The 22,578-nt window shown below is 45.6% G+C and carries 17 protein-coding genes and 1 pseudogene; 17 read left to right on the forward strand and 1 reads right to left on the reverse strand.

The window, feature by feature from the left end; translation table 11 throughout:
• The first annotated feature begins 668 nt into the window (after positions 1-668).
• The 12 genes and pseudogenes from AB4Z29_RS17960 to AB4Z29_RS18015 all read left to right on the forward strand — a co-directional run.
• Positions 669-1,841: an MFS transporter gene (locus tag AB4Z29_RS17960; protein ID WP_441944392.1), complete on the forward strand. Its 1,173-nt coding sequence runs from the start codon at positions 669-671 to the stop codon at positions 1,839-1,841.
• A gap of 341 nt (positions 1,842-2,182) precedes the next feature.
• Positions 2,183-3,688, forward strand: coding sequence for a spore germination protein (locus AB4Z29_RS17965; protein WP_441944393.1), 1,506 nt, complete (start codon positions 2,183-2,185; stop codon positions 3,686-3,688).
• A 13-nt stretch (positions 3,689-3,701) separates the two neighbouring features.
• Positions 3,702-4,844 carry a Ger(x)C family spore germination protein gene (locus tag AB4Z29_RS17970; protein ID WP_441944394.1) on the forward strand — a complete coding sequence of 381 codons (1,143 nt, stop codon included), beginning with the start codon at positions 3,702-3,704 and terminating at the stop codon, positions 4,842-4,844.
• A 30-nt stretch (positions 4,845-4,874) separates the two neighbouring features.
• On the forward strand, positions 4,875-5,951 hold the full coding sequence (locus AB4Z29_RS17975) for a GerAB/ArcD/ProY family transporter (RefSeq protein ID WP_441944395.1): 1,077 nt from the start codon (positions 4,875-4,877) through the stop codon (positions 5,949-5,951).
• Positions 5,952-6,520: 569 nt separating this feature from the next.
• The gene (locus AB4Z29_RS17980; RefSeq protein WP_441944396.1) at positions 6,521-6,958 is read left to right on the forward strand and encodes a nuclear transport factor 2 family protein; all 438 of its coding nucleotides are present in this window, start codon (positions 6,521-6,523) and stop codon (positions 6,956-6,958) included.
• A gap of 29 nt (positions 6,959-6,987) precedes the next feature.
• Complete coding sequence (locus tag AB4Z29_RS17985; RefSeq protein ID WP_441944397.1) at positions 6,988-8,205, forward strand: epoxide hydrolase family protein; 1,218 nt, start codon at positions 6,988-6,990, stop codon at positions 8,203-8,205.
• A gap of 241 nt (positions 8,206-8,446) precedes the next feature.
• Complete coding sequence (locus tag AB4Z29_RS17990) at positions 8,447-9,022, forward strand: TetR/AcrR family transcriptional regulator (protein WP_441944398.1); 576 nt, start codon at positions 8,447-8,449, stop codon at positions 9,020-9,022.
• Between the two features lie 182 nt (positions 9,023-9,204).
• Positions 9,205-9,786: a TetR/AcrR family transcriptional regulator gene (locus AB4Z29_RS17995; protein WP_441944399.1), complete on the forward strand. Its 582-nt coding sequence runs from the start codon at positions 9,205-9,207 to the stop codon at positions 9,784-9,786.
• A gap of 151 nt (positions 9,787-9,937) precedes the next feature.
• Positions 9,938-10,405, forward strand: coding sequence for a nuclear transport factor 2 family protein (locus AB4Z29_RS18000; protein WP_441944400.1), 468 nt, complete (start codon positions 9,938-9,940; stop codon positions 10,403-10,405).
• A gap of 1 nt (position 10,406) precedes the next feature.
• Complete coding sequence (locus AB4Z29_RS18005; RefSeq protein WP_441944401.1) at positions 10,407-11,621, forward strand: epoxide hydrolase family protein; 1,215 nt, start codon at positions 10,407-10,409, stop codon at positions 11,619-11,621.
• A 70-nt stretch (positions 11,622-11,691) separates the two neighbouring features.
• Positions 11,692-12,873 (forward strand): MFS transporter, encoded by a 1,182-nt coding sequence (locus tag AB4Z29_RS18010; RefSeq protein ID WP_441944402.1) that lies wholly within the window; start codon positions 11,692-11,694, stop codon positions 12,871-12,873.
• A gap of 26 nt (positions 12,874-12,899) precedes the next feature.
• Positions 12,900-12,992, forward strand: a pseudogene (locus AB4Z29_RS18015) (nitroreductase family protein); the annotation flags it as partial.
• Between the two features lie 275 nt (positions 12,993-13,267).
• Here AB4Z29_RS18015 and AB4Z29_RS18020 read toward each other — a convergent pair.
• On the reverse strand, positions 13,268-15,739 hold the full coding sequence (locus AB4Z29_RS18020; RefSeq protein WP_441944403.1) for a beta-mannosidase: 2,472 nt from the start codon (positions 15,737-15,739) through the stop codon (positions 13,268-13,270).
• 210 nt (positions 15,740-15,949) lie between these two features.
• Here AB4Z29_RS18020 and AB4Z29_RS18025 point away from each other — a divergent pair, with 210 nt between their 5' ends.
• The 5 genes from AB4Z29_RS18025 (at position 15,950) to AB4Z29_RS18045 (ending at position 22,577) form a co-directional block, all read left to right on the forward strand.
• A complete protein-coding gene (locus AB4Z29_RS18025) occupies positions 15,950-16,774 on the forward strand; it encodes an AraC family transcriptional regulator (RefSeq protein WP_441944404.1) in 825 nt (274 codons plus the stop codon).
• 177 nt (positions 16,775-16,951) lie between these two features.
• The gene (locus AB4Z29_RS18030; RefSeq protein WP_441944405.1) at positions 16,952-17,845 is read left to right on the forward strand and encodes an ABC transporter permease; all 894 of its coding nucleotides are present in this window, start codon (positions 16,952-16,954) and stop codon (positions 17,843-17,845) included.
• A 3-nt stretch (positions 17,846-17,848) separates the two neighbouring features.
• Complete coding sequence (locus AB4Z29_RS18035; protein ID WP_441944406.1) at positions 17,849-18,745, forward strand: carbohydrate ABC transporter permease; 897 nt, start codon at positions 17,849-17,851, stop codon at positions 18,743-18,745.
• Positions 18,746-18,845: 100 nt separating this feature from the next.
• On the forward strand, positions 18,846-20,540 hold the full coding sequence (locus AB4Z29_RS18040) for a hypothetical protein (protein WP_441944407.1): 1,695 nt from the start codon (positions 18,846-18,848) through the stop codon (positions 20,538-20,540).
• A gap of 201 nt (positions 20,541-20,741) precedes the next feature.
• Positions 20,742-22,577: a cache domain-containing sensor histidine kinase gene (locus AB4Z29_RS18045; RefSeq protein ID WP_441944408.1), complete on the forward strand. Its 1,836-nt coding sequence runs from the start codon at positions 20,742-20,744 to the stop codon at positions 22,575-22,577.
• Position 22,578: the final 1 nt, after the last annotated feature.

Genomic DNA, 22,578 nt, shown 5'->3' on the forward strand with positions numbered 1-22,578 from the left:
TGATATTAGAGGACTCTTATTATGTTTTGATCCTACATAGGTTACAAAAGTGGAAGTATACCAACGAACATGGAGGGAAGCCATTCCATCGTTAATTGTACTGTCGGGATATCCATAAATGTAGAACATAATTCATAATTAGGGGATGTCAAGAAAAAATATCATAACTGTTTGTAAAATGTTATCCACGATTTTCTGCTCGCTGACCAAACCAAGAGCCTGGTTATCTATTGTTAATAGATGATCATATCTTGAATTCTTTGATTAAGGAAAAGCTAGACGGTATAAATAATCAAAAATCACTGCAAGAACGACAATCAATGATCGCCTCAACAATAAGTGATGTATGCGTTTGTTGTCCTTTTTGCACCATTTATGGAAGTGCAGCGCTACCTTCTATTCAGACGGGGTAACAAACTATAAAATTACCATTTGACTAAATCAAAGAATAAACATATATTAAAAAAGTAATAGTAGAATGAACGTTCGATATGCTGTCATCCGGAGACAAAAAACATGTAATAAAGGTGTCACAGAATAATTTGGAGAAAGAGTGATATTTTTTTTATATGAATAGATTGAACGTTCGGTCTATTGAATGGATTGAACGTTCCTCTTTTGACCTCCAAGAAAAGTTATCTAATTCAAATGGGAAAGGAAGACTCATCATGAAAGCTAGTTATAAGACAGTCTTATTATTGCTGGGTTTAACAGGGAATTTAGCAGCACTACTCGTAGCGCCTGCACTAAATCTAGTTGCAAATGATTTTCCTGATACGAGCCAGTTCCTGATTCAACTCATCATCACTCTCACGTCGTTTTTTGTCATTCCATCCTTGCTGTCAATGAACTTCGTCAGTTCTAAATTATCGAAAAAATCCATTCTACTCTTCGGGCTGATCCTATATGTTATCGGCGGAGTAGGGCCTGCATTTATGCATTCTGTGATGGGCATTTTGGTATTCCGCGCTATTTTAGGTTTGGGTGTGGGGTTTGTGTTTACGACGACGAATACGTTGATTGCTGAAAATTTCCAAGGGAATGCACGTATCAAAATGAACGGCTTAGTCACGGCAATCGGCGGTCTAGGCGGAGCTGCTTTTCTGTTGATCTCTGGATCCCTATCAGCCATGGGATGGAGAGTAGTTTTCTTGGCTTATTCCTATTCCATTATACTTTTCATACTTGTTCTTTTATTTGTTCCCAAGGATAAACCGGAACGACATATAGCAGTGAACAAAAAGCAAGAAAAGCCAAGTCGATTACCCGCCAAAGTATATTGGGTCTCGTTAGGTGCGTTCGGGATTCTCACTCTTTATTCTATGGTCCCCACGAATATTGCTGCCTACATGGCAGATAACGGATTTGGAAATGCGACTGCTACAGGTTATGTGACGGCTATCTCTTTATTGGGTCTGTTTATTGGAGGTACTAGCGCAAAATGGATGGTGAAAATACTGAAACGTGCCGCCATTCCACTCGCAGTACTGCTATATGCTTTGGCTTTCTTAATACTCAGCTCAACTCACACGCTGGGATTGGTGATGTTAAGCGTCTGCTTATTTGGTATTGGATTTGGGTTTGCTTATCCGGTTTTCTTGGAGAGCATCTCGAATGCAGCTCCAAAGAAGCTTACTTCTGCCATTTCACTATTGTCCATTTTTACTTATTTAGGTCAGTTCGTTCCTCCCATCGTCTTAATCGTTATTCATCTAGCTGGTGTGTCAACGCTGCGAGGAACTTTCCTAACGCTTGGGGTTATAACGGGAGCAGCATTTGTTTTAGTTTCCATATTTGCTGCGCGCAAACCTGCTAACATAACGCGTTTCGGGCAAGAATAAGAGCAGCATCCATTCCTCCAGAAGGAGGTAAGATAAAGTAGCTTTCTTAAGCATACGTGAATGAGCGACAGCCACCTGACCTCATTGCCCACTTTTGGAATTCGTGAAGTAGAATTCGCCGTAATCCCTGAATGCTCTTAAGTAATCCAATATACTTTCCGGCTCGATCATCCTTCGATACAGCGCGAATCCGTTGGGTTGCTGATGTAAACTGAATCCTCTCTCGAACTAATATTAGATGTTTAAATATCAGTGTTCATGGAAAAGATTGTAGAAGTAAAATGGGGTGCTTGACCTTTGGCAACAGCGCTAACATGAGGAACGGAGGGGTCGTACCGATTATGAATTGGCGTGAGTCGAGTATTTCAAAAAATAGCGAACAATGCAATCAAAAATTATCCGCTGAGCAGACAAAACAGAAACTTAGTCAAAATATTGTGGAGAACGAACGGATATTTAAAATCATGTTTCAAGATTGTTCCGATGTTGTTTTTCGTGAGCTTACGATTAATGAAAAAAACAAACTACTCATGATTTATGTTGATGGTATGATCGATACTGAAACTTTTGTATCCAACGTCCTCAAGCCTTTAATCTATGAAGGAGTTCCCCAAGGCCTTGGAGCTATTGATAGTATTGCGTTCATGTGTGAACAGAAACTATTCTCTGTTATGCAAATCACTAAACTTTCCGAATTCGAGGCAACGGCAGAACATATTTTAAAAGGAAGCATCGCCATTCTGGCCGATGGTGAAGATGCCGCATGTTTGGCCAATATCAGACAAATTGAGACCCGCTCGATTGAAGAATCTTCTGCCGAGCCAACGCTTCGTGGAGCAAGAGAAAGCTTCACGGAAAACCTGCGAACAAACACGTCTTTGATTCGCCGAAGAATTACAACACCAAAACTCAAAATGAAGTCCGTTACGATCGGTACGTTAACGAAAACGGATGTCGTCATTGCCTATATTGAAGGTGTTGTTCAACCTCAGTTGTTGGAAGAAATCGAATATCGGGTAAGCCAAATCGAAACCAAGGCGATTCTTGAATCCGGGTATATTGAGGAATCGATCGAAGATTCACATTTCACTCCATTTCCGCAGATGCTGAACAGTGAAAGACCCGATGTTATCTCCGCCGGTTTGTTGGAGGGTAAAGTGGCAATCTTGACAGACTGTACTCCATTTGCGCTACTTGTCCCAATGACGTTCTGGACTGGACTTCATGCGCCTGATGATTATTATGAACGTGCTCTATATGTATTTATGACTCGTTTGCTTCGCTTTATATTTATTTGCTTGGGTGTTATTTCCTCTGCTCTGTATATTGCACTAACAAATTACCATCAGGAGATGGTTCCAACAAAATTGATGATCAGTATCGCTTCCCTTCGAGAAAATGCACCTTTTCCAACAGTCATTGAAGTGTTTATGATGGAGGTAATTTTTGAAGGGCTAAGGGAAGCTGGTATCCGATTGCCAAGAACCATCGGTCCTCTCGTGAGCATTGTCGGAGCACTCGTGATCGGAGAGGCTGCTGTAAGCGCTGGCATTATTTCGGCACCAATCGTAATCGTTGTATCATTTGCTGGTATCGCTTCCTTTATCGTTCCACGATATCGATTTGGATTCCCATTACGCATGCTTCGATTTCCGCTATTGTTTCTGAGTGGAATGTTTGGCTTGTTTGGCTTGGCGGCGGGGATGATTGCGATTTTGATTCATCTGACCCGGCTCAGTCCGTTTGGTACCCCTTATCTCACACCAGTTGCGCCACTTGTGAATGGATGGCTCAAGGATTGGTTGGCACGATCCCCCCGCAAGCTTACAAAATCCAAATCAGACTAATAGGTGAATCAGCATGAAAATCGTAGGAAAGCTTAGCGTGTTGTTCATTTTGTTATTAACAACCGGCTGCTGGAATTTGAGAGAACCAGATCGACTCGCCTTTAATCTGGGAGAAGGGTGGGATTACGAGGAAGGTGGGCGGATACTGCTTACTGCCCAAATTGCAATACCCGCAAGTGCTGGTGGACAACAAATAGGAGGGGGCGAAAAAAATAATAAGGGTTTTCGGACGATGACTGCAAATGGCGTAAATATTTATGATAGGTTGAATAATATGCAAAGGGAACTTCCAAGAGAAATTTTTTTTGGACACCGTGAAATTATTTTAATCGGACAGAAGATGGCCGAACATGGCATCGGAAACTTGCTCGACGAGATCGTCCGTAATCCCCGTTCAGAGTTGCGTTCTAAAGTATTTATTGTGAAAGACGGAGTAGCTAAGGATATTCTATCATCAAGTCCGATATTTGACCCATTTACTCAAACGTCACTGACACGGCAAGAGGAAATATTACATTTAAAACATACTTATTTTAGGAGTTTGCTGGCGGACTCATTGAGTCAGGGTATTCAGCCGATCGTTCCAGCGATAAGTTTATCGCCTTCTTCCATGCCCGTATACGTCGGATCTGCTGTTTTAAATAAAAATAATGGTTTGAAATTGGTAGCCTTTTTAGATAATCAGGAATCTGCCTATGCGAATTGGATTAAGGACAGACAAGACAGTTTTGTTTACACCTCTTACATCGAGCAGCAAAATCAAAATATAAGTGTCATTTTTAAATTTTTGCACAGTCGAATCAAAGCTCGAATGACTGGGGATAAAATTCGGATACACATCGAACTGACGGGAAAAGGAAGCATTGTCGAAAACAATACGAACCTTGATCCGACTAAAACTGCGGATCTTCGAATCATTGAGGAGAAACTAGAAATGAAATTAAAGCACGAGATCCAGGAGCTTATCGTACAAGCACAGACAAAGTATCACATTGACATATTTGGGTTTGGGGAAAAAGTCCATCATCAACTTCCAAAGCAGTGGAAAATTCATCAAGACCAGTGGGACCGAACCTTTTCTGGACTTCAAATCTCGGTTGGTCTCAATGTTAAGTGTGATGATCCTGGTCAAACCAATAAATCGATTAAATTCTAAATTGGTTGAATGGTGAGGAGTGGACGACTGATGAAACTAAAAGGCTCGCAGCTTTTTTGGATAGTTGCCACTAGTAATATAATTATGGCGCTTGGAGTTGTGGCTACTCCGACTGTATCCTTAGTGAAACAAGACGCGTGGATATCTCTGCTGGCCTCCGGAGCAGTTGGAGTGGCTGTTACGTTTCTTCTTGCGCGGCTGGCTATTCTTCATCCCGATCAAACATTGGTTCAGGTCAGTCAGAAGCTTCTTGGCAAATGGTTGGGAAGACTCATCGTCTTGCCGTATTTTTTTGTCTATATCGGAATTTCTGCTGTAGTTGTTCGTGCGCAAGTCGACTTTATACAAAGTATTTTGCTTTCGCAAACTCCCGTGTGGGTAATTATGGGTATTTTATTGTGTTTAACAGCTTATTTAACATATGGGGGAATTACGAATATCGGCCGTTTTAGTGAAATTGCAGGGGCGATGCTTTATTTACTCATTTTTATAAGCATTATCTTTAATTTGGGAAACATCAGATTAGATAGATTACTACCTGTTTATGTTGACCACGGCGGGCTAACGATTTTAAAGAGTATGGCTCCTCATGCCCCATTGCTTGGGGGAGAAGCGATTATATTATTGGTTTTGACATCTTTTATGACCAATCCGAAGCAAGTGCCATCGCGTTCAGCGGGTGCAGCTGGAGTCTCTTCAATAATGGTTTTATTAACAGTTATGATGTTAATCGTTGTACTAGGACCTGAATTAACCATAAAAATAAACACACCCTTTTTCGTTTTGATCAGAGCGATTGATATAATGGACTTCATCCAGAACCTAGATGTTTTATTTATATTCATCTCCATATTCGGTATTGTAGTCAAGCTATCGACCTATTCATTTATAGCGAGTTATGAAATGGCACAATGGCTAAATATCGAAAACTGGAAACGTATGGTATGGATTGTTGTACCAATTATTTTAATCATTGCCCTATTCATTCATGGGCCTACCTTCATGACAGTGTTTCTTAAAATATGGAGCCTGTTTGTTGTCCCAGTATGTGTAATTGGTATCCCGCTCTTATTATGGGCGGTCTTTATCTTCAAGCGAATGACGTAATGCTATATTGACCTGAGCACACTATACGACCTTATCATCGGTTCGGTTAGAGGAAGTGAGTGCGGTATGTTTTGAATAAGCTGTAAGAGGCTGATTGAAAAGTAAGTACAAATGATGTTGCAGAATAGTACTGACAGGCTCTTTCAAAAATTATCGCCGCATAAATAAAATAACCTGTTGACTAAATCAAGTAAGACGATTATAGTTAGTTTACAGCATAGAATGAACATTCGATCCATAAGCCTTGTTAAGATATTCATTTCGTTTGAAGGCTACAATACGCCATCCGGACAGCATCCTTAGATCTGATTGAGTAGGAGTTAGATGGTGTCGCAATTCTTTTTTTTAGATAGATTAGAATGAACGTTCAATTCAAAAATGAATAAACCTTCTGAAAGGTGGTGATGCGAGAAATTGGTAAACTTGCTTAATTGAAAAGGATTTAAGTATCGTTATCGCGGTTTACTTTCATCGTCAGTTCGACATGCTTGGACTGAGCATTTTATTCATAATAGTGTGCAGTAAAGAGAACGAAAACGAAAATGAAAACGAATATGGAGGAGACCCGAATGGACGATATTCAAAAACTTATAGCTATCGAGGAAATTAGCAATCTTAAAGCTCGCTACGTTCGTTACGCAGATGAGAAGCAATGGTCGAAGCTCGCAGAATTGTTCACCCCTGATGCAACTTTTACAGCCAACGATGAGCAAGGGAACCCGCTCGTTCTGATGAGAGGCCCTGAGGAGATTCGAGAAACCATTAATAAAAGTGTAGGTGAGGCACAACCGATCCATCATATCTTCTCACGTGAGTTTGACTTCACATCGGACACTACGGCGAAGGCGGTATGGTCCATGGAAGATAACATTATCTTCCCAGAGGGAGCGGAGTTTTCATCCATTCGCGGCTATGGGCATTATCATGACACTTACGTAAAAATCAAGGGGGAATGGTTCATCCAGTCCCTGAACATTACTCGAGTAAAAATGGAATTTATTAAATAAATAAAAAAACAATTTGGAGGTAATATATTATGTCACAGGAACAAAACAAAATGACGATTCATGTACCGGATGAACAAATTGCCGATCTCAAAAGACGCTTGAAAGAAACACGCATGATCAGTAATCCAGGGAATGAAGATAGATTCTATGGTATCGATGCCACTTATATGAATGAATTGGTTGACTACTGGGCGAATGAATTCGACTGGCGCAAAGCAGAAGATACAATGAACGTGTTTAATCACTATAAAGTGGAAATCGATGGCGTTCCGATTCACTACATGCACAAGCCTGGTAAGGGTCCAAACCCAATTCCGCTCATTATCAGCCATGGCTGGCCTTGGACATTCTGGCACTGGAGCAAGGTACTTGGTCCATTGACAGATCCGGCGGCATACGGTGGCGATCCAGCAGATGCATTTGATGTGTACATTCCTTCACTTCCAGGCTTCGGATTCTCTACGCCGCTTACGAAGCCCGATCTGAACTTCTCGAAGATTGCGGATCTGTTCCACAAACTGATGACAGAGGAATTAGGTCATAAAAAATACGCAGCAAGTGGTTCAGACTACGGCGCGTTAATCACAGGTCAACTTGGTCACAAATATGCAGATTCTCTCTATGGCATTCATTTGGGTCATGCGATTCTGCTTAATCTCTTCCAAGGCGAGCGTCCATGGGATCTAACCAACGGTGGTATGGTTCCAGCTGGCGTACCGGATGATATCCGGGACGGCATTCTTCATTTCCAACGCACGTATGTTTCCCACGTTGCCGTTCATATGCTTGACTCAGCGACCATATCCTATGGACTGAACGACTCTCCAGTCGGATTACTCGCTTGGATCATGACACGCTGGCTGAAGTGGGGCGACGATACGGGATATAACATCGAAGCCAAGTACACGAAAGATGAGCTTCTGACGATGGCATCCATCTTCTGGTTCAGCAATAGCATTGAAATGACAATTCGTATGTATACGAATGCGAATCGCTATCCTTGGACACCATCCCATGATCGTACACCGATCGTTGAAGCGCCTATGGGTATCACGTTCCTAGGAGGTGAAAACCCTCCAGGTACGACTACTGAAACGCGCGTTCAAGCGTTCCTTGACAGCCCAGATGCAGCTTGGTATAACCCAATTTACCTGAAAGCCCATGAAAGAGGCGGGCATTTCACAGGATGGGAAAACCCGGATGCGATCGTTGAAGATATCCGTGCAACGTTTAAAAAACTAAGATAAATGAAATGAAATGAAAGCAACAGCGACAGTCTAAAACCTGATTTCCAGCATTAGGCTGTTGCTGTTTAGCTTCTATACAACATTCAGAAGGCTATGTCGAACCATAATAATGGAAGTTGCTTTCAAACGGAACAACTCGACAGTTGGCTTGACTTTGGCATCATTATGTATTAAAGTTAGAATGATCATTCGATCTATATAGCTAAAGGAGGCGGAGAGCATATTCGAGCATTACAACAAGGTGCAGAAGGCCGTTCTCGAGACGACGCTGAATTTGATTATAGACAAGGAGTTGCAAGCAACGTCTATGTCATTGATCGCGAAGGAATCAGGTGTTTCCACCGGGAACATCTATCACTACTTCAGTAGCAAGGAAGACATCATTAACGAGTTGTACAAGGGAATCGTACAATTTAACGGACAGTACGTAATGAAGGATATATACGAGACCGATGCTATTCAGACGCGTTTTCGCAAGGCATGGCGCAACGTAATCAATTTGGGTATGAAGTACCCAAAAGGGTTTCGGTTTATAGAGCAGTACTCGTTCTCGCCTTATATTTACGAGGAGTCTAAGTTAGAGGCTTACAAGGGTGGATGGTGCGGTCCGCTCGAGAAGCTGTACCAGCAGGCATTTAATGAGGGCGTGTTCGTTCGACTTGAGCCTCATATAATGGTACAGATGCATTATGGCTCCCTAGTCTATCTCCTTAAGGGCCATCACCAAAACCAGATAGATCTGACAGATTATATCGCGGATCAAGCGATCCTCGCTTGTTGGAACGCGGTAAGCCAAGAAAAGGGTTGGAACGAGTAGTTTCGACCTGGTTTTTTTGAAAAACATAGATCGAATGTTCGATAGAGATTCTGTTATCATTGTAGGTTTCAATGCCTGAGGTTAGATAATGACGCTGGTTTACTTTGTTGCAACCGAAAGTGTACTTGAATCCGACTGCAGCGATCATTTATCAACAAATGGAAGGAGGATTGGGATTTCATATGGCGCGTCCAAAGGAGTTTGATCCTGAACAGGTATTGAAAAAGATTATGGAGTTATTTTGGAAAAATGGATATTATGCCACCTCCATTGACGATATTTTAGCCGTCACCGGAATTGGGAGGAAGAGTCTTTATGATACATTTGGTGACAAACAAGCATTGTATTTAGCTGCTCTTCGGTTTTATGGAAAAACGAACGATTGGCGATTGGCACAATTGGAGGACCGAAAAGGGAATATTAAAGATATTATTCAACCATTCTTTGAGGCACTCTTGAATGAGTCGGTTTGTGATCAGGATCGGAAGGGCTGTTTTACGGTGAATGCTGCGCTCGAAATGGCTCAGCATGATCCAGAAGTTGCGAAAAGAGTCGATGCATGTTTGGATAGGACAAGTGAAGCGTTTTACCGGATACTTGTTACAGCAAAAGAGGCTGGCCAATTAACTTTGAAGTACGATCCAAGGAACCTAGCGGATTACTTTCTTAATGCATATATGGGTTTAAGGGTTCTTGGTCGTACAAAGCCAGAACGTCATCTTTTAGAAAGCATCGTGTCCACAACGCTTTCCATTTTAGACTGAATTTTTTTGTTTATTTTACACTGTATAGTCTATAATCGAATACTTTTTATAAATATTTTAGACTGTATAGTTTAAAATGGGCATCACTAATTAATAATACCCTTAAAATATACAGATTAATGCACATAAGAATACTCATGGAGGAGAAGCTATGGACACAATTGAGAAGCTTGAAATCATCGAGGAAATCAGCAATCTGAAAGCTCGATACGCTCGCTATGCTGATGAAAAACGGTGGGCCGATCTCGCACAACTATTTACACCAGACGGGAACATGGAGTTTTATGATGTTGCCGGAAATTTAACGGGTAAGCGACAAGGCCGTGAAGAGATACAGGAAACCATCGGTGGAAATGTAGGTTCGGCGCAGCCGATTCATCATCTCTTTTCTAGGGAAATTGAAGTGACCTCTCTGACGAATGCCCGTGCCATTTGGGCGATGGAAGATCTTATTATATTTCCGGAGGGTGCTAAGGCTAAGTTTCAAATGATGCATGGCTTTGGTCACTATCACGAGACCTATGTGAAAGTGGATGGGAAATGGTTCATCAGCACAGTCAAGCTTAAACGGACTCGAATGGAATTCACATATGCAGAAGACAAAGAAGGGAAGAAATAAAATGTCCATTGATCAATATCAAATCAAAATAAACGTATCGGATGAAGACCTAATAGATCTCATGGCTCGTGTGAAAGCCGCACGTCTGCCTGGGAATCCTGGGAACGAGGATAATTATTACGGTATAAACGCGGACTATATGCGCGAACTTGTTGATTATTGGATTCACCAGTTTGATTGGCGAAAAGCGGAAGAACGCATCAATGCTTACAAACATTATCGTGTCGAAGTGGAAGACGTGCCAATTCATTTTATGCATAAGCCGGGTAAGGGACCGAACCCCATTCCGCTCATCATTAGCCATGGATGGCCATGGTCTTTCTGGCATATGAGCAAAATAATTGATCCGCTGACTGATCCTGCATCTTACGGCGGTGATCCCGCAGATGCTTTTGACGTCTATATTCCTTCGTTACCGGGATTTGGATTCTCTACTCCGCTCAAAAGACCGGACATGAATTTCTGGAAGATTGCCGATCTCTTCCATAAGCTAATGACGGATACACTGGGTCATACGAAGTATGCTGCCTCTGGCTCGGATTACGGATCGTTGGTTACAGGTCAGCTAGGACATAAATACGCAGACTCTCTTTACGGTATTCATCTCGGACGCGGACTCCGCCTCAATATGTTCCAAAGTGAAAGACCTTGGGACGTAACTGAAGGAAATAAGGTACCGGCAGGCGTACCTGATGAGATCCGCGATGGTATTTTAGCTTTCCAACGTCGGTTTGCTTCTCATGTGGCCGTTCACATGCTTGACTCCACAACCTTAGCTTATGGGCTTAACGATTCACCGGTTGGACTACTCGCCTGGATTATGACCCGCTGGTTGAAGTGGGGAGATGCGCATGGAAACATTGAGAACCTATATTCCAAAGACGAAATATTGACAATGGTCTCGATTTATTGGTTCAGTAACAGTGTCGAAATGACGATGAGAATGTATGCAAACGCCAATCGGTATCCATGGCGTCCTTCCCATGATCGTCAGCCCATTGTTGAAGCACCTACCGGGACGACGTTCCTTGGCTATGAGAATCCTCCTGGTGTTACGACGGAAACAAGAGTCCAAGCTTACCTTAACAGTCCCGATTCCAAATGGTTCAACAATGTTTATATGAATGCACATGAAAATGGCGGGCATTTTATGGCTTGGGAAAACCCTTCCGCCATAATTGAAGATATTCGAGGAACATTCAAAAAGCTTAGATAACGAAAACCGATGGAAAGGGACGCGAATCCATGTGTCCTTTCCATGAGTTTTTTTGGAGAGGAAAACATTTATGAATAACGCATTTAAAATAGCCTTGTTATCACTTGCTTTAACATCAAATTTAGCACCACTGCTCGCAGCCCCTGCAGTTAATCTGATAGCGGTAGATTTTCCTGATGCAAACCCTGTTCTGATTCAGCTCATTGTAACCTTCGCATCTTTTTTCGTTGTTCCGTCTCTTTTATCTGTACGTTTCATTTCGACTTATTTTTCGAAAAAATCGATTCTGATCTTTGGACTAATCCTATATATCATTGGCGGAGTAGGACCAGCATTCATGCATTCAGTAACTGGCATTTTAGTATTCCGCGCGATTCTAGGAATAAGTATTGGCCTCGTAACTACAATGTTGAATACTCTGATTGCCGAAAACTTTCAAGGGAATGAACGGTTTAAAATGAACGGTTTGATCCAAGCGGTCAGTGGACTTGGCGGAGCTGTTTTTCTGTCAATAGGAGGAAACATAGCTGCATTGGGTTGGAGAGGCGTATTCCTAACTTATTCGTATGCAGTTATACTTGCCATTCTCGTTCTGTTATTTATTCCTCGAGATAAGCCTGAACGATCAACTGTTTTATCAAATCAAGAAAAGCCTAGTCGCTTACCTGCCAAAGTGTATTGGGTTTCGTTAGGTACATTAGGGATTCTCATCCTATATTATACGATTCCCACGAATCTAGCCGTCTATATGGCTGATAACGGATTCGGCAATGCAACTGCAACGGGTTATGTGACTGCTGTGTCTCTATTGGCCATATTCATTGGTGGTTTGTGTGTAAAAGTTATGGCGAAACGATTTAAACAGGCCATTATTCCTCTCGTAGTACTGCTATATGGTGTTGCCTTTGTGATGATTAGCGTAACCCATTTGCTAAGCCTAGTGATTTTGAGTGTTTCTTTAATAGGTTTTGGGTTTGGGTTAGTTTATCCAATGCTCATGGGGAGCATTATGGAGGCAGCGCCAAAAAGTCGACTTACTTCGGCCATTTCAATGCTACTTATTTTCACATATTTAGGCCAGTTCGTTACACCAATCGTTTTAAATGGTATTCAACTATTTGGTGTCTCGACACTTCGAGGAACTTTCTTGACACTGGGGATCATAACTGGAATAGCATTTATTTTGGTATCCGTTTATGCGGTAAGCAAATCCACTTTCAGAATGAAGTTTGGTAGTAATTCTGCGGGTTAACGAAATAAGAACTAAACCTTTCTTAAGCCATTCTTGCACCGTCTTGGGGCAATCTTCAGCCTTGGCGTTTTCTTGTAATTGATGACGTAAAGATGAAATTGAAACTGCTGCCAGTCGCAAACACATGCAGGTTGGGAATGCTCTCCGTTTGAGTCTTATGTTAATGATAGATGACTCCCGGTGTTACGTCATGTCTGGTGCGATAAAAATGTGAAATAGTTCAATAATGACAAAGATGCAGCCGATCAGAGCGAGCAGCTGCATCTTCTAAGCTATACCAGCTAAATTGTTGTCAACATACCTTGCTATCCACCATCTAATCCGCAATTATCGATAACGAGGCCATTCATTTCAGTTCAAAGAAGGGAATGGCGTTTCTAAGTCACTTGTGCATTTAGACGTAAGTGTCGAACAGGCTGCTGACGCAGAGCTGTTTCTGGAATTGCGACAGCGATAGCGATGTCGATAAGCTGCTCTTCGGTACCACGACTCGCTTCGTGATCGACGCTGACAAATCGAAGATGTTATCGCTCCAAGATGCGTCCGCATCACGCAGATCGAGTAACACGAACTTTGCCAACGCATCTGCACTTAGACTTATGACGTATTGGTCTTCCTCTTCGGTGACTTCAGCAGTGATGCGAGGGTCGAGGTAATTGAAGTGTTTCGACTTGACGAACAGAGCCGTACCGCCGCTCACTTCCCGGCCGTCAGTCGTCAGAGTAAACTCTAGGTAACGCTGTCGCAGCTTGTCCGGCGTATCCAACTCGGTACCGAGCTCCAGCGCGACAACTTCCCGGCAAGAGAGCGCATCCGTAATCACCGGCGTTTCCCCGGTTCGAATCACTTCGGAGCGGCGATCGAGCAGACGCCAACTCAGCAGTCCTTCGAAGCGCTCGAGCGTATCGTTCGTTACATGCAGCGACACGTCGGTCCCTTCCTCACAAGCAGAGACTAACACTGGGGCGAAGAAGCGCTTCGCAGCGTGCTGTGTTGCTTTCCAACGGCCGAAGTAATCGAGGCTTGACCAGGATGCTCCGGGCCAGATGTCGTTGAGCTGCCAATAAATCGCGCCCATGCATCGACCGCGGTTCCTCCGCCAGTGCTCGACGCCAACACGCATCCCTTCAGCCTGAATGAGCTGAGAGACGTACAATAGCGATTCAAAGTCTTTTGGATATTTGAAATATTCGCTGATATAGTAGAGAATTTTCTCGTTGCCGGTGCCGTTCTTCTGGTGTGCTTCCATGACGTAAGAGAAGATGTTACGGTCTTCCGGAAGTGTAAACGACTCTACCGTCTTGAGTGACGGGAATGACTGCAACCCAAACTCGGACATAAACCGCGGGAACAAAGTCCGAAACTCGTTAACCGGCTTCCGGCCGTGCCAGACGTCCCAGTAGTGCATATCTCCGACGTTTTCCAGGTTGGGATCGTCAATGCCTCCGTACGATGACGGAGACGAACGCCAGTAGAACGTGTTCGGATCAATTTCCGTATTCAACTCGGGAAGAAATTGCTCGAATTGGAGCAGATAAGCATCACGCAGCTTCTCGCCGTATCTTTCCGTCCAGCCCCAGTTAGCCCAAGCGTATTCCAGCTCGTTATTTCCGCTCCATATGCCGAGAGAAGCATGGTGGCGAATGCGCTTCACGTTGTCGATAGTCTCCTGACGAATGTTCTCACGGAAGGCATCATTGAAGTCATAGGCACCGCATGCATACAAGTGGTCCTGCCAGACTATCAGTCCTAGCCGGTCGCATGCATCGTAGAATTGATTGTTGGGATAATAGCCGCCGCCCCAGACACGAATGCAGTTGAAGTTTGCTTCCGCACAGCTCTGCAACAGCCGCTCTGTACGTTCAGGGCTCAACCTGCCAAATACATTATCTTCTGGGATGTAGTTGGCCCCCATGGCAAAGACGTTTCGGCCATTAACGACGAATTCGAACGATTCTCCCCATTCGTCCTTCTCTTGCCTGACAACAAGCGTACGCAAGCCGATTCGGAGCGTTCGACCATCGATTTCGACCTTATCGCTCAGTAAAATGACCCGGAGTGTATACAGTGGCTGCTCTCCGTAGTTGCGAGGCCACCAAAGCTGAGGATTCGTTATTTCGAAACTGAGCGATATGCTAGCAGTACCTGAGATTGCTTCGTGCTCTAATAAAGTACCGTCTGGCGCTTCTAACACGGCACGCACGGTTAATTCGGTGTCCGGCAGCAATCGCTCCGTTTCAATACGGACATCCAGCCGAACGGCACCGGCCTCATGGTGCTGCGTTAAGTTGACGTCGTCAATTCGGCCTTGATCATAGCCGAGAATCGATATGTCACGCCAAATGCCCGCATCGGGTATCTTTGGCCCCCAATCCCAACCGAACATGCTATGTGCCTTGCGCAGATGAGAGATGCCCGGCACTGCGTCGGCGCAGCTTGATAGATGAAATTCCTTGTCTTTCTCTATGACGAACCGCGTTGCTGAACGGATGACGACTCGAATTTCGTTTAGCCCGTTCCGAAGCAGATTCTTGACGTTTGTCTCGTATGTGCGGTGCATATTATCTGTATTCAGCACGAGTACGCCGTTAATCAATACCTCGCATAGCGTATCCAGACCTTCGCAGCGGAGCAGGACGGTGTCGCGCTCGAGCAGTTTCGGGTCCGCCTCGAAGCTTCGTTGGTATTCGTAATCAAATTTCGTCAGCGCCAGAGCGTCCATTTCGTTATCTCGATAATACGGTTCTTCCATTTTTCCTGCGAGAAGCAGATCGTTGAAGACTGAGCCGGGAACGACGGCGTCGATCCATTCGTGCTCGTCGGTTCGTTTCAATCGCCAATTGCCGTTCAGCGTTAGTAACTGCATTTCAATACCTCCTGATTTTCACTTCTTATTTGTGCAAATTGCGTATTCTTCCAAACTCAAAAATGGAGTCTCGCAACCAGAAACAGCTAGATCATAACATCAGTAAATCGGTATGTCTTGTAATCAAATCGCGAGTTATTGTGCTATATTAACATCAGATTTCTGTTCGTTTTCAATTGGAACAAGGGGGAATAAACGATTAAAGCTAACATGCTTTGCGCTGCAACGTTAATCGATCCGCAGGTGCAATCCAATTACCATATCGTAGAATCTATTACATACGCTTATCCACTACATGATCACGACTTTTACGAGATCTTCGTCATTCTCTCCGGTCGTTGCATGCATCTAATTAATGGTGAAATTCAGACGCTTGAAGAGGGAGAGATGGTTTTCATCCGCCCTGGCGACAAACACGCCTACGACTTCTGCGGTGAATCTGACTGCAGATTTATGAATGTCAATTTCTATTCGGAAGCGGTTGAGAGTGCCTTCGATTTCTTAGGCAGCCCCAGTTTCTCAGCGAGGCTGAAGCGGGCGAAGCAACCGCCACTCCTTCGACTAACACCGCCCGATATGGACTCTTTGACACGCAAAGGCAGCCAGATCATGGTTTACGCTACGATCGATAAGTCGAAAGCGCGTTCGGCGGCTCGAAGCTGGCTGGTTGATGCACTGGCGCTTTACTTCTTTGAGGACCGGGATGAAAATCAGAAGGCGATGCCGGCGTGGCTTGAGCATCTATTGCTTGAGTTACAGAAGAAGGAGAACTTTATAGGTGGTTTGGCTCGTCTGAACGAGCTGTCCAATCGCAGCACGGGGCACTTGAACCGCGTGTTCAGACAGTATTTGCAGACGACTCCGACCGCTTATTTGAACCGGTTGCGCCTCACCTATGCCCGAAACCTGTTGCTCACGACGAACCTGAATATTATAGAAACGGCCTATGAAGCAGGCTTCGACAATCTGAGTCACTTCTATCATCTTTTCAAGAAGCAATACGGCGTATCCCCAGGTAGAATCCGCTCCAGATGAACTTATCGATCCTCCTTTAGCCTACAAGAGAAATAGCTAACCCAAATAGCTATCTCTCTAGCGCAGTCGGAACTAATTTTTTTTATCAAATCCAATAAGAGAGATAATAATCCCATCGTTGTGACATTGTTGCCATCTGTGGCCCGCCCGTATAATGGGTCCAAGAGAGGTGATCTTATGCTAGCAAGAGTAGCCAAATACCGTTGGCAATATGTCATGATCGCACCAGCCGTCGTCTTGTTGTTCCTGTTCAGCTACATTCCGATGGCAGGTGTTCAGGTTGCTTTTAAGGATTTTCACATCGGCAGCACGATCTGGAACAGCCCGTGGGTCGGGCTCGACAATTTTGAATTTTTACACGACGAACAGTTCTGGACCGTGGTCCGCAACACACTGTGGATTGCTGCGCTTAAGTTCGTCTTCGGTTTTCCCGCACCGATTTTTCTAGCCCTACTCATCAACGAGGTACGGCACAGCGGGTTTAAGCGGTTGGTGCAGTCCGTCAGCTACTTGCCGCACTTCTTTTCTTGGATAGTTGTGGCTTACATTCTACAGTCGCTGTTGACGCTAGACGGCGGTCTTGTTAATCAATTCATAACCGACCTCGGGGGCGAGCAGATCTTCTTCCTCGGCTCGACCGAATGGTTTCGGCCGATGATCGTGGCAAGCGGTTTGTGGAAGGAAGTAGGCTGGAACACGATTTTGTACTTGGCTGCGATTACGACAATCGATCCGCAGTTATACGAAGCAGCTCGGGTAGAAGGAGCCGGTCGGCTGGCTCAAATTCGGCACATTACGTTCCCCGGCATTCTCCCGACCGTCTCGATTGTGCTGATTCTGAGCATGCCGAGCCTGATCGCCGTCGGAATGGACCAGATTTATCCACTAATGAATCCGGCTAACCAGCCAGTCGCGGACGTACTCGACACGTACATTTTGCGCAACGGCCTACAACAAGGTTACTTCGGGCCTGCGACAGCAATCGGTTTGCTGTCCTCCGCCATCAGTCTCATTCTTGTGCTAGGGACAAATCGGTTGTCCCGACGGCTAAATGGGGAGGGACTCTGGTAACCTATGAAACGTTCCGCAAGCGAATCGATAGGTCAAACGCTCATTATAGGGCTTCTCGCGTTACTCTGTCTTTCTGTGCTGTATCCGTTTTTGTACATGCTCGCCATCTCGCTTAACGTCGGCAGCGACGCAGCCAAGGGCGGCGTCTACCTGTGGCCAAGGGAGTTCACGCTGTCGAATTTCCAGGTCGTGCTAGGCAACGCAGTAATCCGTCATGCGTATGGCATCACCATACTGCGTACTATTATCGGGACAGCTCTTGGCTTGCTTATCACCTTGCTGGCGGCTTTCGGATTATCCTACCGCGGGCTTCCTTTGAGGGGGACGCTACTCGGCTACGTACTTGTTACGATGTTATTTAACGGCGGCCTTGTTCCTTTCTATATCCAGCTTCATCATCTGTCACTGCTCAATTCGTTCTGGGTGTATATCATCCCGAGCGCCTTCTCGGCGTGGAACATGTTTGTCATGATGAAGTTCATTCAGGGTATCCCCGATGCGCTTATTGAATCGGCTGAACTAGACGGTGCCGGTCCTCTGCGAACATTGTGGTCGATTATAGTTCCATTGTCTAAGCCAATGCTTGCTGCGATCGGGCTGTTCATCGGCGTCATGCACTGGAACGACTGGTTCGCCGGCGCCTTTTTCGTCTCGGATCAAGATTTGATTCCAGTACAAACGTTCCTGCAGCAACTCCTGTCGGCACAGGACTTGTCGTCCGTGCTAGGCTCCAACAACAACGTTGAAGCGATGGCCCGTGGAACGCGACTGTCAAACATTACGTTGATGTCGATCAAGATGGCAACTGTCATGGTGAGTGCTATCCCGATTCTGTGCGTCTATCCGTTTCTTCAGAGGTACTTCGTTAAAGGCGTGCTCATTGGTTCTGTCAAAGGCTAGCCGGCAAGTGGCCAAGCAAACATCGCGCAGTAATTGCGCCATTTTACTGGGTATAACGCTTCACCCTATACCAAATTGAGACTAGAAAGGGGACATATCCATGGTTTTACAGAAGATGGAAAAAAGGAAAAGTGTGATCGCATTCGGGCTTACCTTGTTAATGATGGGGATGGCAGCATGCTCTAGCGGGGGAGGCAACACCAACGAACCTGCTTCGTCTGGAACCAGCACGTCTGCGCCTGCTTCGTCTGATCTGGAAAATTCTGCTGAGCCGAAGGCTTTTAAACTTTGGCTTGGCTGGAATGCTACGATCAACAACGACAGCATGGTTCAAACGTATTGGCGGGAAAAAGAACCGAAGATCGACGTCCAACTGGAAGCGACGCAGGGGGACAGTTTGACAGCGCTTAATCTGAAGCTGAACGGAGGCGGCTTCGATGACGCTGCAGTATTCGCTCGTAACGATGTCGTCAATTCAGCAATGATTCGTTCTGGTCAAATACTACCGCTTGAGGAATATTTCAACATGCCAGAAAAGTATCCAAGCCTTGCTGCCATACCGAAGAAGTACTTAGACGCAATGAAGGACGCGGACGGCCATATCTGGTCTATTCCGGGCTGGTTCGACCAAAATCCTGACAATCCATGGCCAGGCTGGGCTTCTCTCGGCTGGTTTATTCGCACCGACGTGCTTGAGAAGACCGGTCTGACGAAAGACGACTTGAAAACGCTCGATGGTTTGGAAAATTATTTAAAAGCTGCCTCTCAAGTGATGGACGCGTCAGGAAAGAAACTCATACCGTTCGGCTTCCTATCAGATGCGAGCGACGAAAACGTCATTTTAAGTACATTCGGCGTCTCGACGGCAACGGCGGGTGGCGTCATACCCGTCGAGAAGAATGGTGACGACTACCAGTTCATCTATGACGATCCACAGTATAAGGCAGCCTATCAGTGGATGAATAAGCTGTACAGTGAAAAGCTGCTCGATCACGAAGTTATAACAGACAAGACGGAGCGTTATCGGGAAAAGGTGAAGTCCGGACGCATTGCAATGAACGCCGGCGGCTTCTTCAATATGGATGCGCACATCTGGGAAACACTCGACGGCCCGACGGAAACGGCATGGTTCTACGACACGATTCCTTATCCGCAAGTGCCGGGCGTCGACCAAATTGGGGCGAATCAGATCGTTAATCCGTACCCAGGAAACGATATCTATATTAGCAAGGATACGAAAAACCTCGATGCGATACTTTCGTTTATGAACTACATGCTGCAGCCGAAACCGGAAATGCAGCAAATTGCAAACGAAGGCCCGGCAGGCGTCTTCTGGGATTGGACTGACAAGCCGTTAGGGAAGTGGCAGTATACCGATCCGGCGTATCAAGTTCCTCACGACTCCGGGGATGCAGCGAGAAAGGCAAGCACGACGCCGGAGCTGTACGGCTTGTCCTCCTACAGCAATGAATGGTATCCGTGGTGGAACGTCGCGGTTATGGAGCCGAAAGGTCGGCAGAAGACGATCGACTTTACGGAAGCAATTGGCAAGATGGGCGGTGTTCGTGTAGCCGAGCAGTACGACCGGGTGAAAGCCAAAACCGGCGGGCTGTGGGAGAAGTACTTGCCGGAGCTTGAGAACGTGCGTAAAGAGTACAAGGCTAAATTGCTGATGGCCAAAGACGACGAGCAGTTTGAGTCGGTGTGGAATGACTTCCGTTCCGCGCTAGAAAAGCGGGCCCACTGGAGCGAACTTAAGGAAGAATGGCATGCGGAGCTGCCTCTGACGAGCTGATCGCCTGCGTCTCCGAAGTTCGTAAGGAAGCCGTCGCGTTCATGATGGCTTCCTTTTCTGGATTCTGGAAGATGCTGAAGTTAGTAGACAAACAGTTCGACGAGCTATGGAAGTTTTCTGCTGCATTCCTGGTGAGAGGTTGTATGCTTGCCGAATAAAGGTGACCGTATTATACTCCGTTTATCGAAGGGGGGAAAACGCTTGAGAAGACATCTAGAAAAGTGGATCATCGGGGTTACCCGCAAGATGAACTTGCATAGTAAAATTCTCGTGCTGTACGGTCTTATTCTGCTGCTACCGACGCTCGCGCTAGGAACCGGTGCTGTCTATCTGGTCATCCACAGCTTTAATCAGAGTTACATGTCTGCTGCTGACGAGGCGGTTCGGCAATCGGCTAGAATGGTGGAATTCAGCAAGATGAGTTACGACCTGCTAGCGGTAAGGACGGCAACTGACGGAGAGTTGATCGCTCGGCTCGGACGTGAATATACAGATATGCCTGAGATTGTAGACACCGTCAATTACGTCGACCGAACATTTTTGATCACGAGTAAATATTTGCCTGGTATCGCTGACTTCCGTATCTATCATACGAACGAGTCGCTCGTTCAGGACGGCCAATTGCTGTGGCGTCCTGAGGATCGGAAGTTGTCCGGCATGGACGAGCGGTCCTGGTACCGTAAAGGGATGGAATCGGACACGCCTTTGTTATGGAGTAATGTACCTAACAATCCAAAGATGAACATCATCACCCGCAAAATCATTAGTCCGAGCGGCGAATTGCTTGGATTGGTTTACATTTTGCTCAATTATGACGCCGTGTTTGGCGAACTGCTCGATCATCCGTTTAAAGGCAGTGGCAAGCTGTATATCGTTGATAAGAAGCATCGCATTCTGACTGCCTCCGACCCAGCCAGTATTGGTAAGCATATCCTAATGAAGGGAGAAGCCGCCTCTTACGACACTCTCATAAGCAACGTCGGTACGATTGAGAATGATGGAAACGTACTGGACTTAACTCAGACACAGGAATTGCAGATCATCAAGCCGCTACAGTCCGGTTGGCAGGTTGTCGCATTGATTCATAAGAAGCGCATGGATAACCAGAGTCTATCGATTTTGTTGCTAATCGTTGGCATTACTGCGCTTTTCCTGTTGCTATCGGTGTCGCTCATGATGGTGATCGTCAAGAACATCGTCTGGCGTATCCGCAAATTAGGTGCCCGTATGAGCGACGTTGCTCAGGGTGAATTCGATGTGACGGTGCGCGACCAGAATCGGGATGAGCTCGGGGATCTAGAAAGCGTTTTCAACTCGATGTCTGAGCGGCTCGGGAGGCTCGTTGAGGACATTACCCGCGCCGGGCTCATGGAGCAGGAGCAAGCGTTCCGTTCGTTGCAGGCACAGATTAACCCACACTTCATCTACAATTCGCTCGGTCTGCTCCGATGGAGGGCGATGGATGTGAAAGACGACAAGCAGATTCGCATCATCGACGCGTTAACGACCTTTTACCGACTGACACTAAACAATCAGATTAGCGTTATTCGCGTGAGGGACGAACTGGACCATGTGAAGGCTTATTTGGACATCTGCCAGTTCCGCTATCCGGGCCGTGTGCGCGTCGAATGGGAGATCGAGGAGGCTGCACTCGATTGTTTTACGATTAAAACAGTATTGCAGCCGATTGTCGAAAACTGTTACCAGCACGGAGCAATCGCACGTCAGCCGGATGCCCGGATCGTCATTTCCGCGGTTGAGGTAAATGGACGGCTTCGCCTATCCGTATACGACAATGGCTTAGGCATAGCGGAGACGACGAAGCGGGAACTTGAGGCGGGCACTTACGTGAGCACCTCGTCTAAGGCGTGGAGCAACGGGAATGGCTTTGGCATCGCCAATATTAGAAAACGGTTAGCACTTTATTTTGGTGGAGATGCGACGTTAAAGTTCCTTGGGGAGCGTGGCGTCTGGACGAGGGTCGAGCTGGATATGCCGACCCGGTCTTCGCCGCCGCAGATCAGAAGGGAGGCTTAAA

Source organism: Paenibacillus sp. 2TAB23 (assembly GCF_052115165.1).
Classification (GTDB): domain Bacteria; phylum Bacillota; class Bacilli; order Paenibacillales; family Paenibacillaceae; genus Pristimantibacillus.

What these genes read in the sequence shown, in the direction of transcription:
- AB4Z29_RS17975 (WP_441944395.1), top strand. Translation starts at nt 4,875, where the DNA reads ATGAAACTAAAAGGCTCGCAGCTTTTTTGGATAGTTGCCACTAGTAAT.
- AB4Z29_RS17995 (WP_441944399.1), top strand. Translation starts at nt 9,205, where the DNA reads ATGGCGCGTCCAAAGGAGTTTGATCCTGAACAGGTATTGAAAAAGATT.
- AB4Z29_RS18025 (WP_441944404.1), top strand. Translation starts at nt 15,950, where the DNA reads ATGCTTTGCGCTGCAACGTTAATCGATCCGCAGGTGCAATCCAATTAC.
- AB4Z29_RS18035 (WP_441944406.1), top strand. Translation starts at nt 17,849, where the DNA reads ATGAAACGTTCCGCAAGCGAATCGATAGGTCAAACGCTCATTATAGGG.
- AB4Z29_RS17965 (WP_441944393.1), top strand. Translation starts at nt 2,183, where the DNA reads ATGAATTGGCGTGAGTCGAGTATTTCAAAAAATAGCGAACAATGCAAT.
- AB4Z29_RS18030 (WP_441944405.1), top strand. Translation starts at nt 16,952, where the DNA reads ATGCTAGCAAGAGTAGCCAAATACCGTTGGCAATATGTCATGATCGCA.
- AB4Z29_RS18010 (WP_441944402.1), top strand. Translation starts at nt 11,692, where the DNA reads ATGAATAACGCATTTAAAATAGCCTTGTTATCACTTGCTTTAACATCA.
- AB4Z29_RS18020 (WP_441944403.1), bottom strand. Translation starts at nt 15,739, where the DNA reads ATGCAGTTACTAACGCTGAACGGCAATTGGCGATTGAAACGAACCGAC.
- AB4Z29_RS17980 (WP_441944396.1), top strand. Translation starts at nt 6,521, where the DNA reads ATGGACGATATTCAAAAACTTATAGCTATCGAGGAAATTAGCAATCTT.
- AB4Z29_RS18005 (WP_441944401.1), top strand. Translation starts at nt 10,407, where the DNA reads ATGTCCATTGATCAATATCAAATCAAAATAAACGTATCGGATGAAGAC.
- AB4Z29_RS18040 (WP_441944407.1), top strand. Translation starts at nt 18,846, where the DNA reads ATGGTTTTACAGAAGATGGAAAAAAGGAAAAGTGTGATCGCATTCGGG.
- AB4Z29_RS17970 (WP_441944394.1), top strand. Translation starts at nt 3,702, where the DNA reads ATGAAAATCGTAGGAAAGCTTAGCGTGTTGTTCATTTTGTTATTAACA.
- AB4Z29_RS17960 (WP_441944392.1), top strand. Translation starts at nt 669, where the DNA reads ATGAAAGCTAGTTATAAGACAGTCTTATTATTGCTGGGTTTAACAGGG.
- AB4Z29_RS17985 (WP_441944397.1), top strand. Translation starts at nt 6,988, where the DNA reads ATGTCACAGGAACAAAACAAAATGACGATTCATGTACCGGATGAACAA.
- AB4Z29_RS18000 (WP_441944400.1), top strand. Translation starts at nt 9,938, where the DNA reads ATGGACACAATTGAGAAGCTTGAAATCATCGAGGAAATCAGCAATCTG.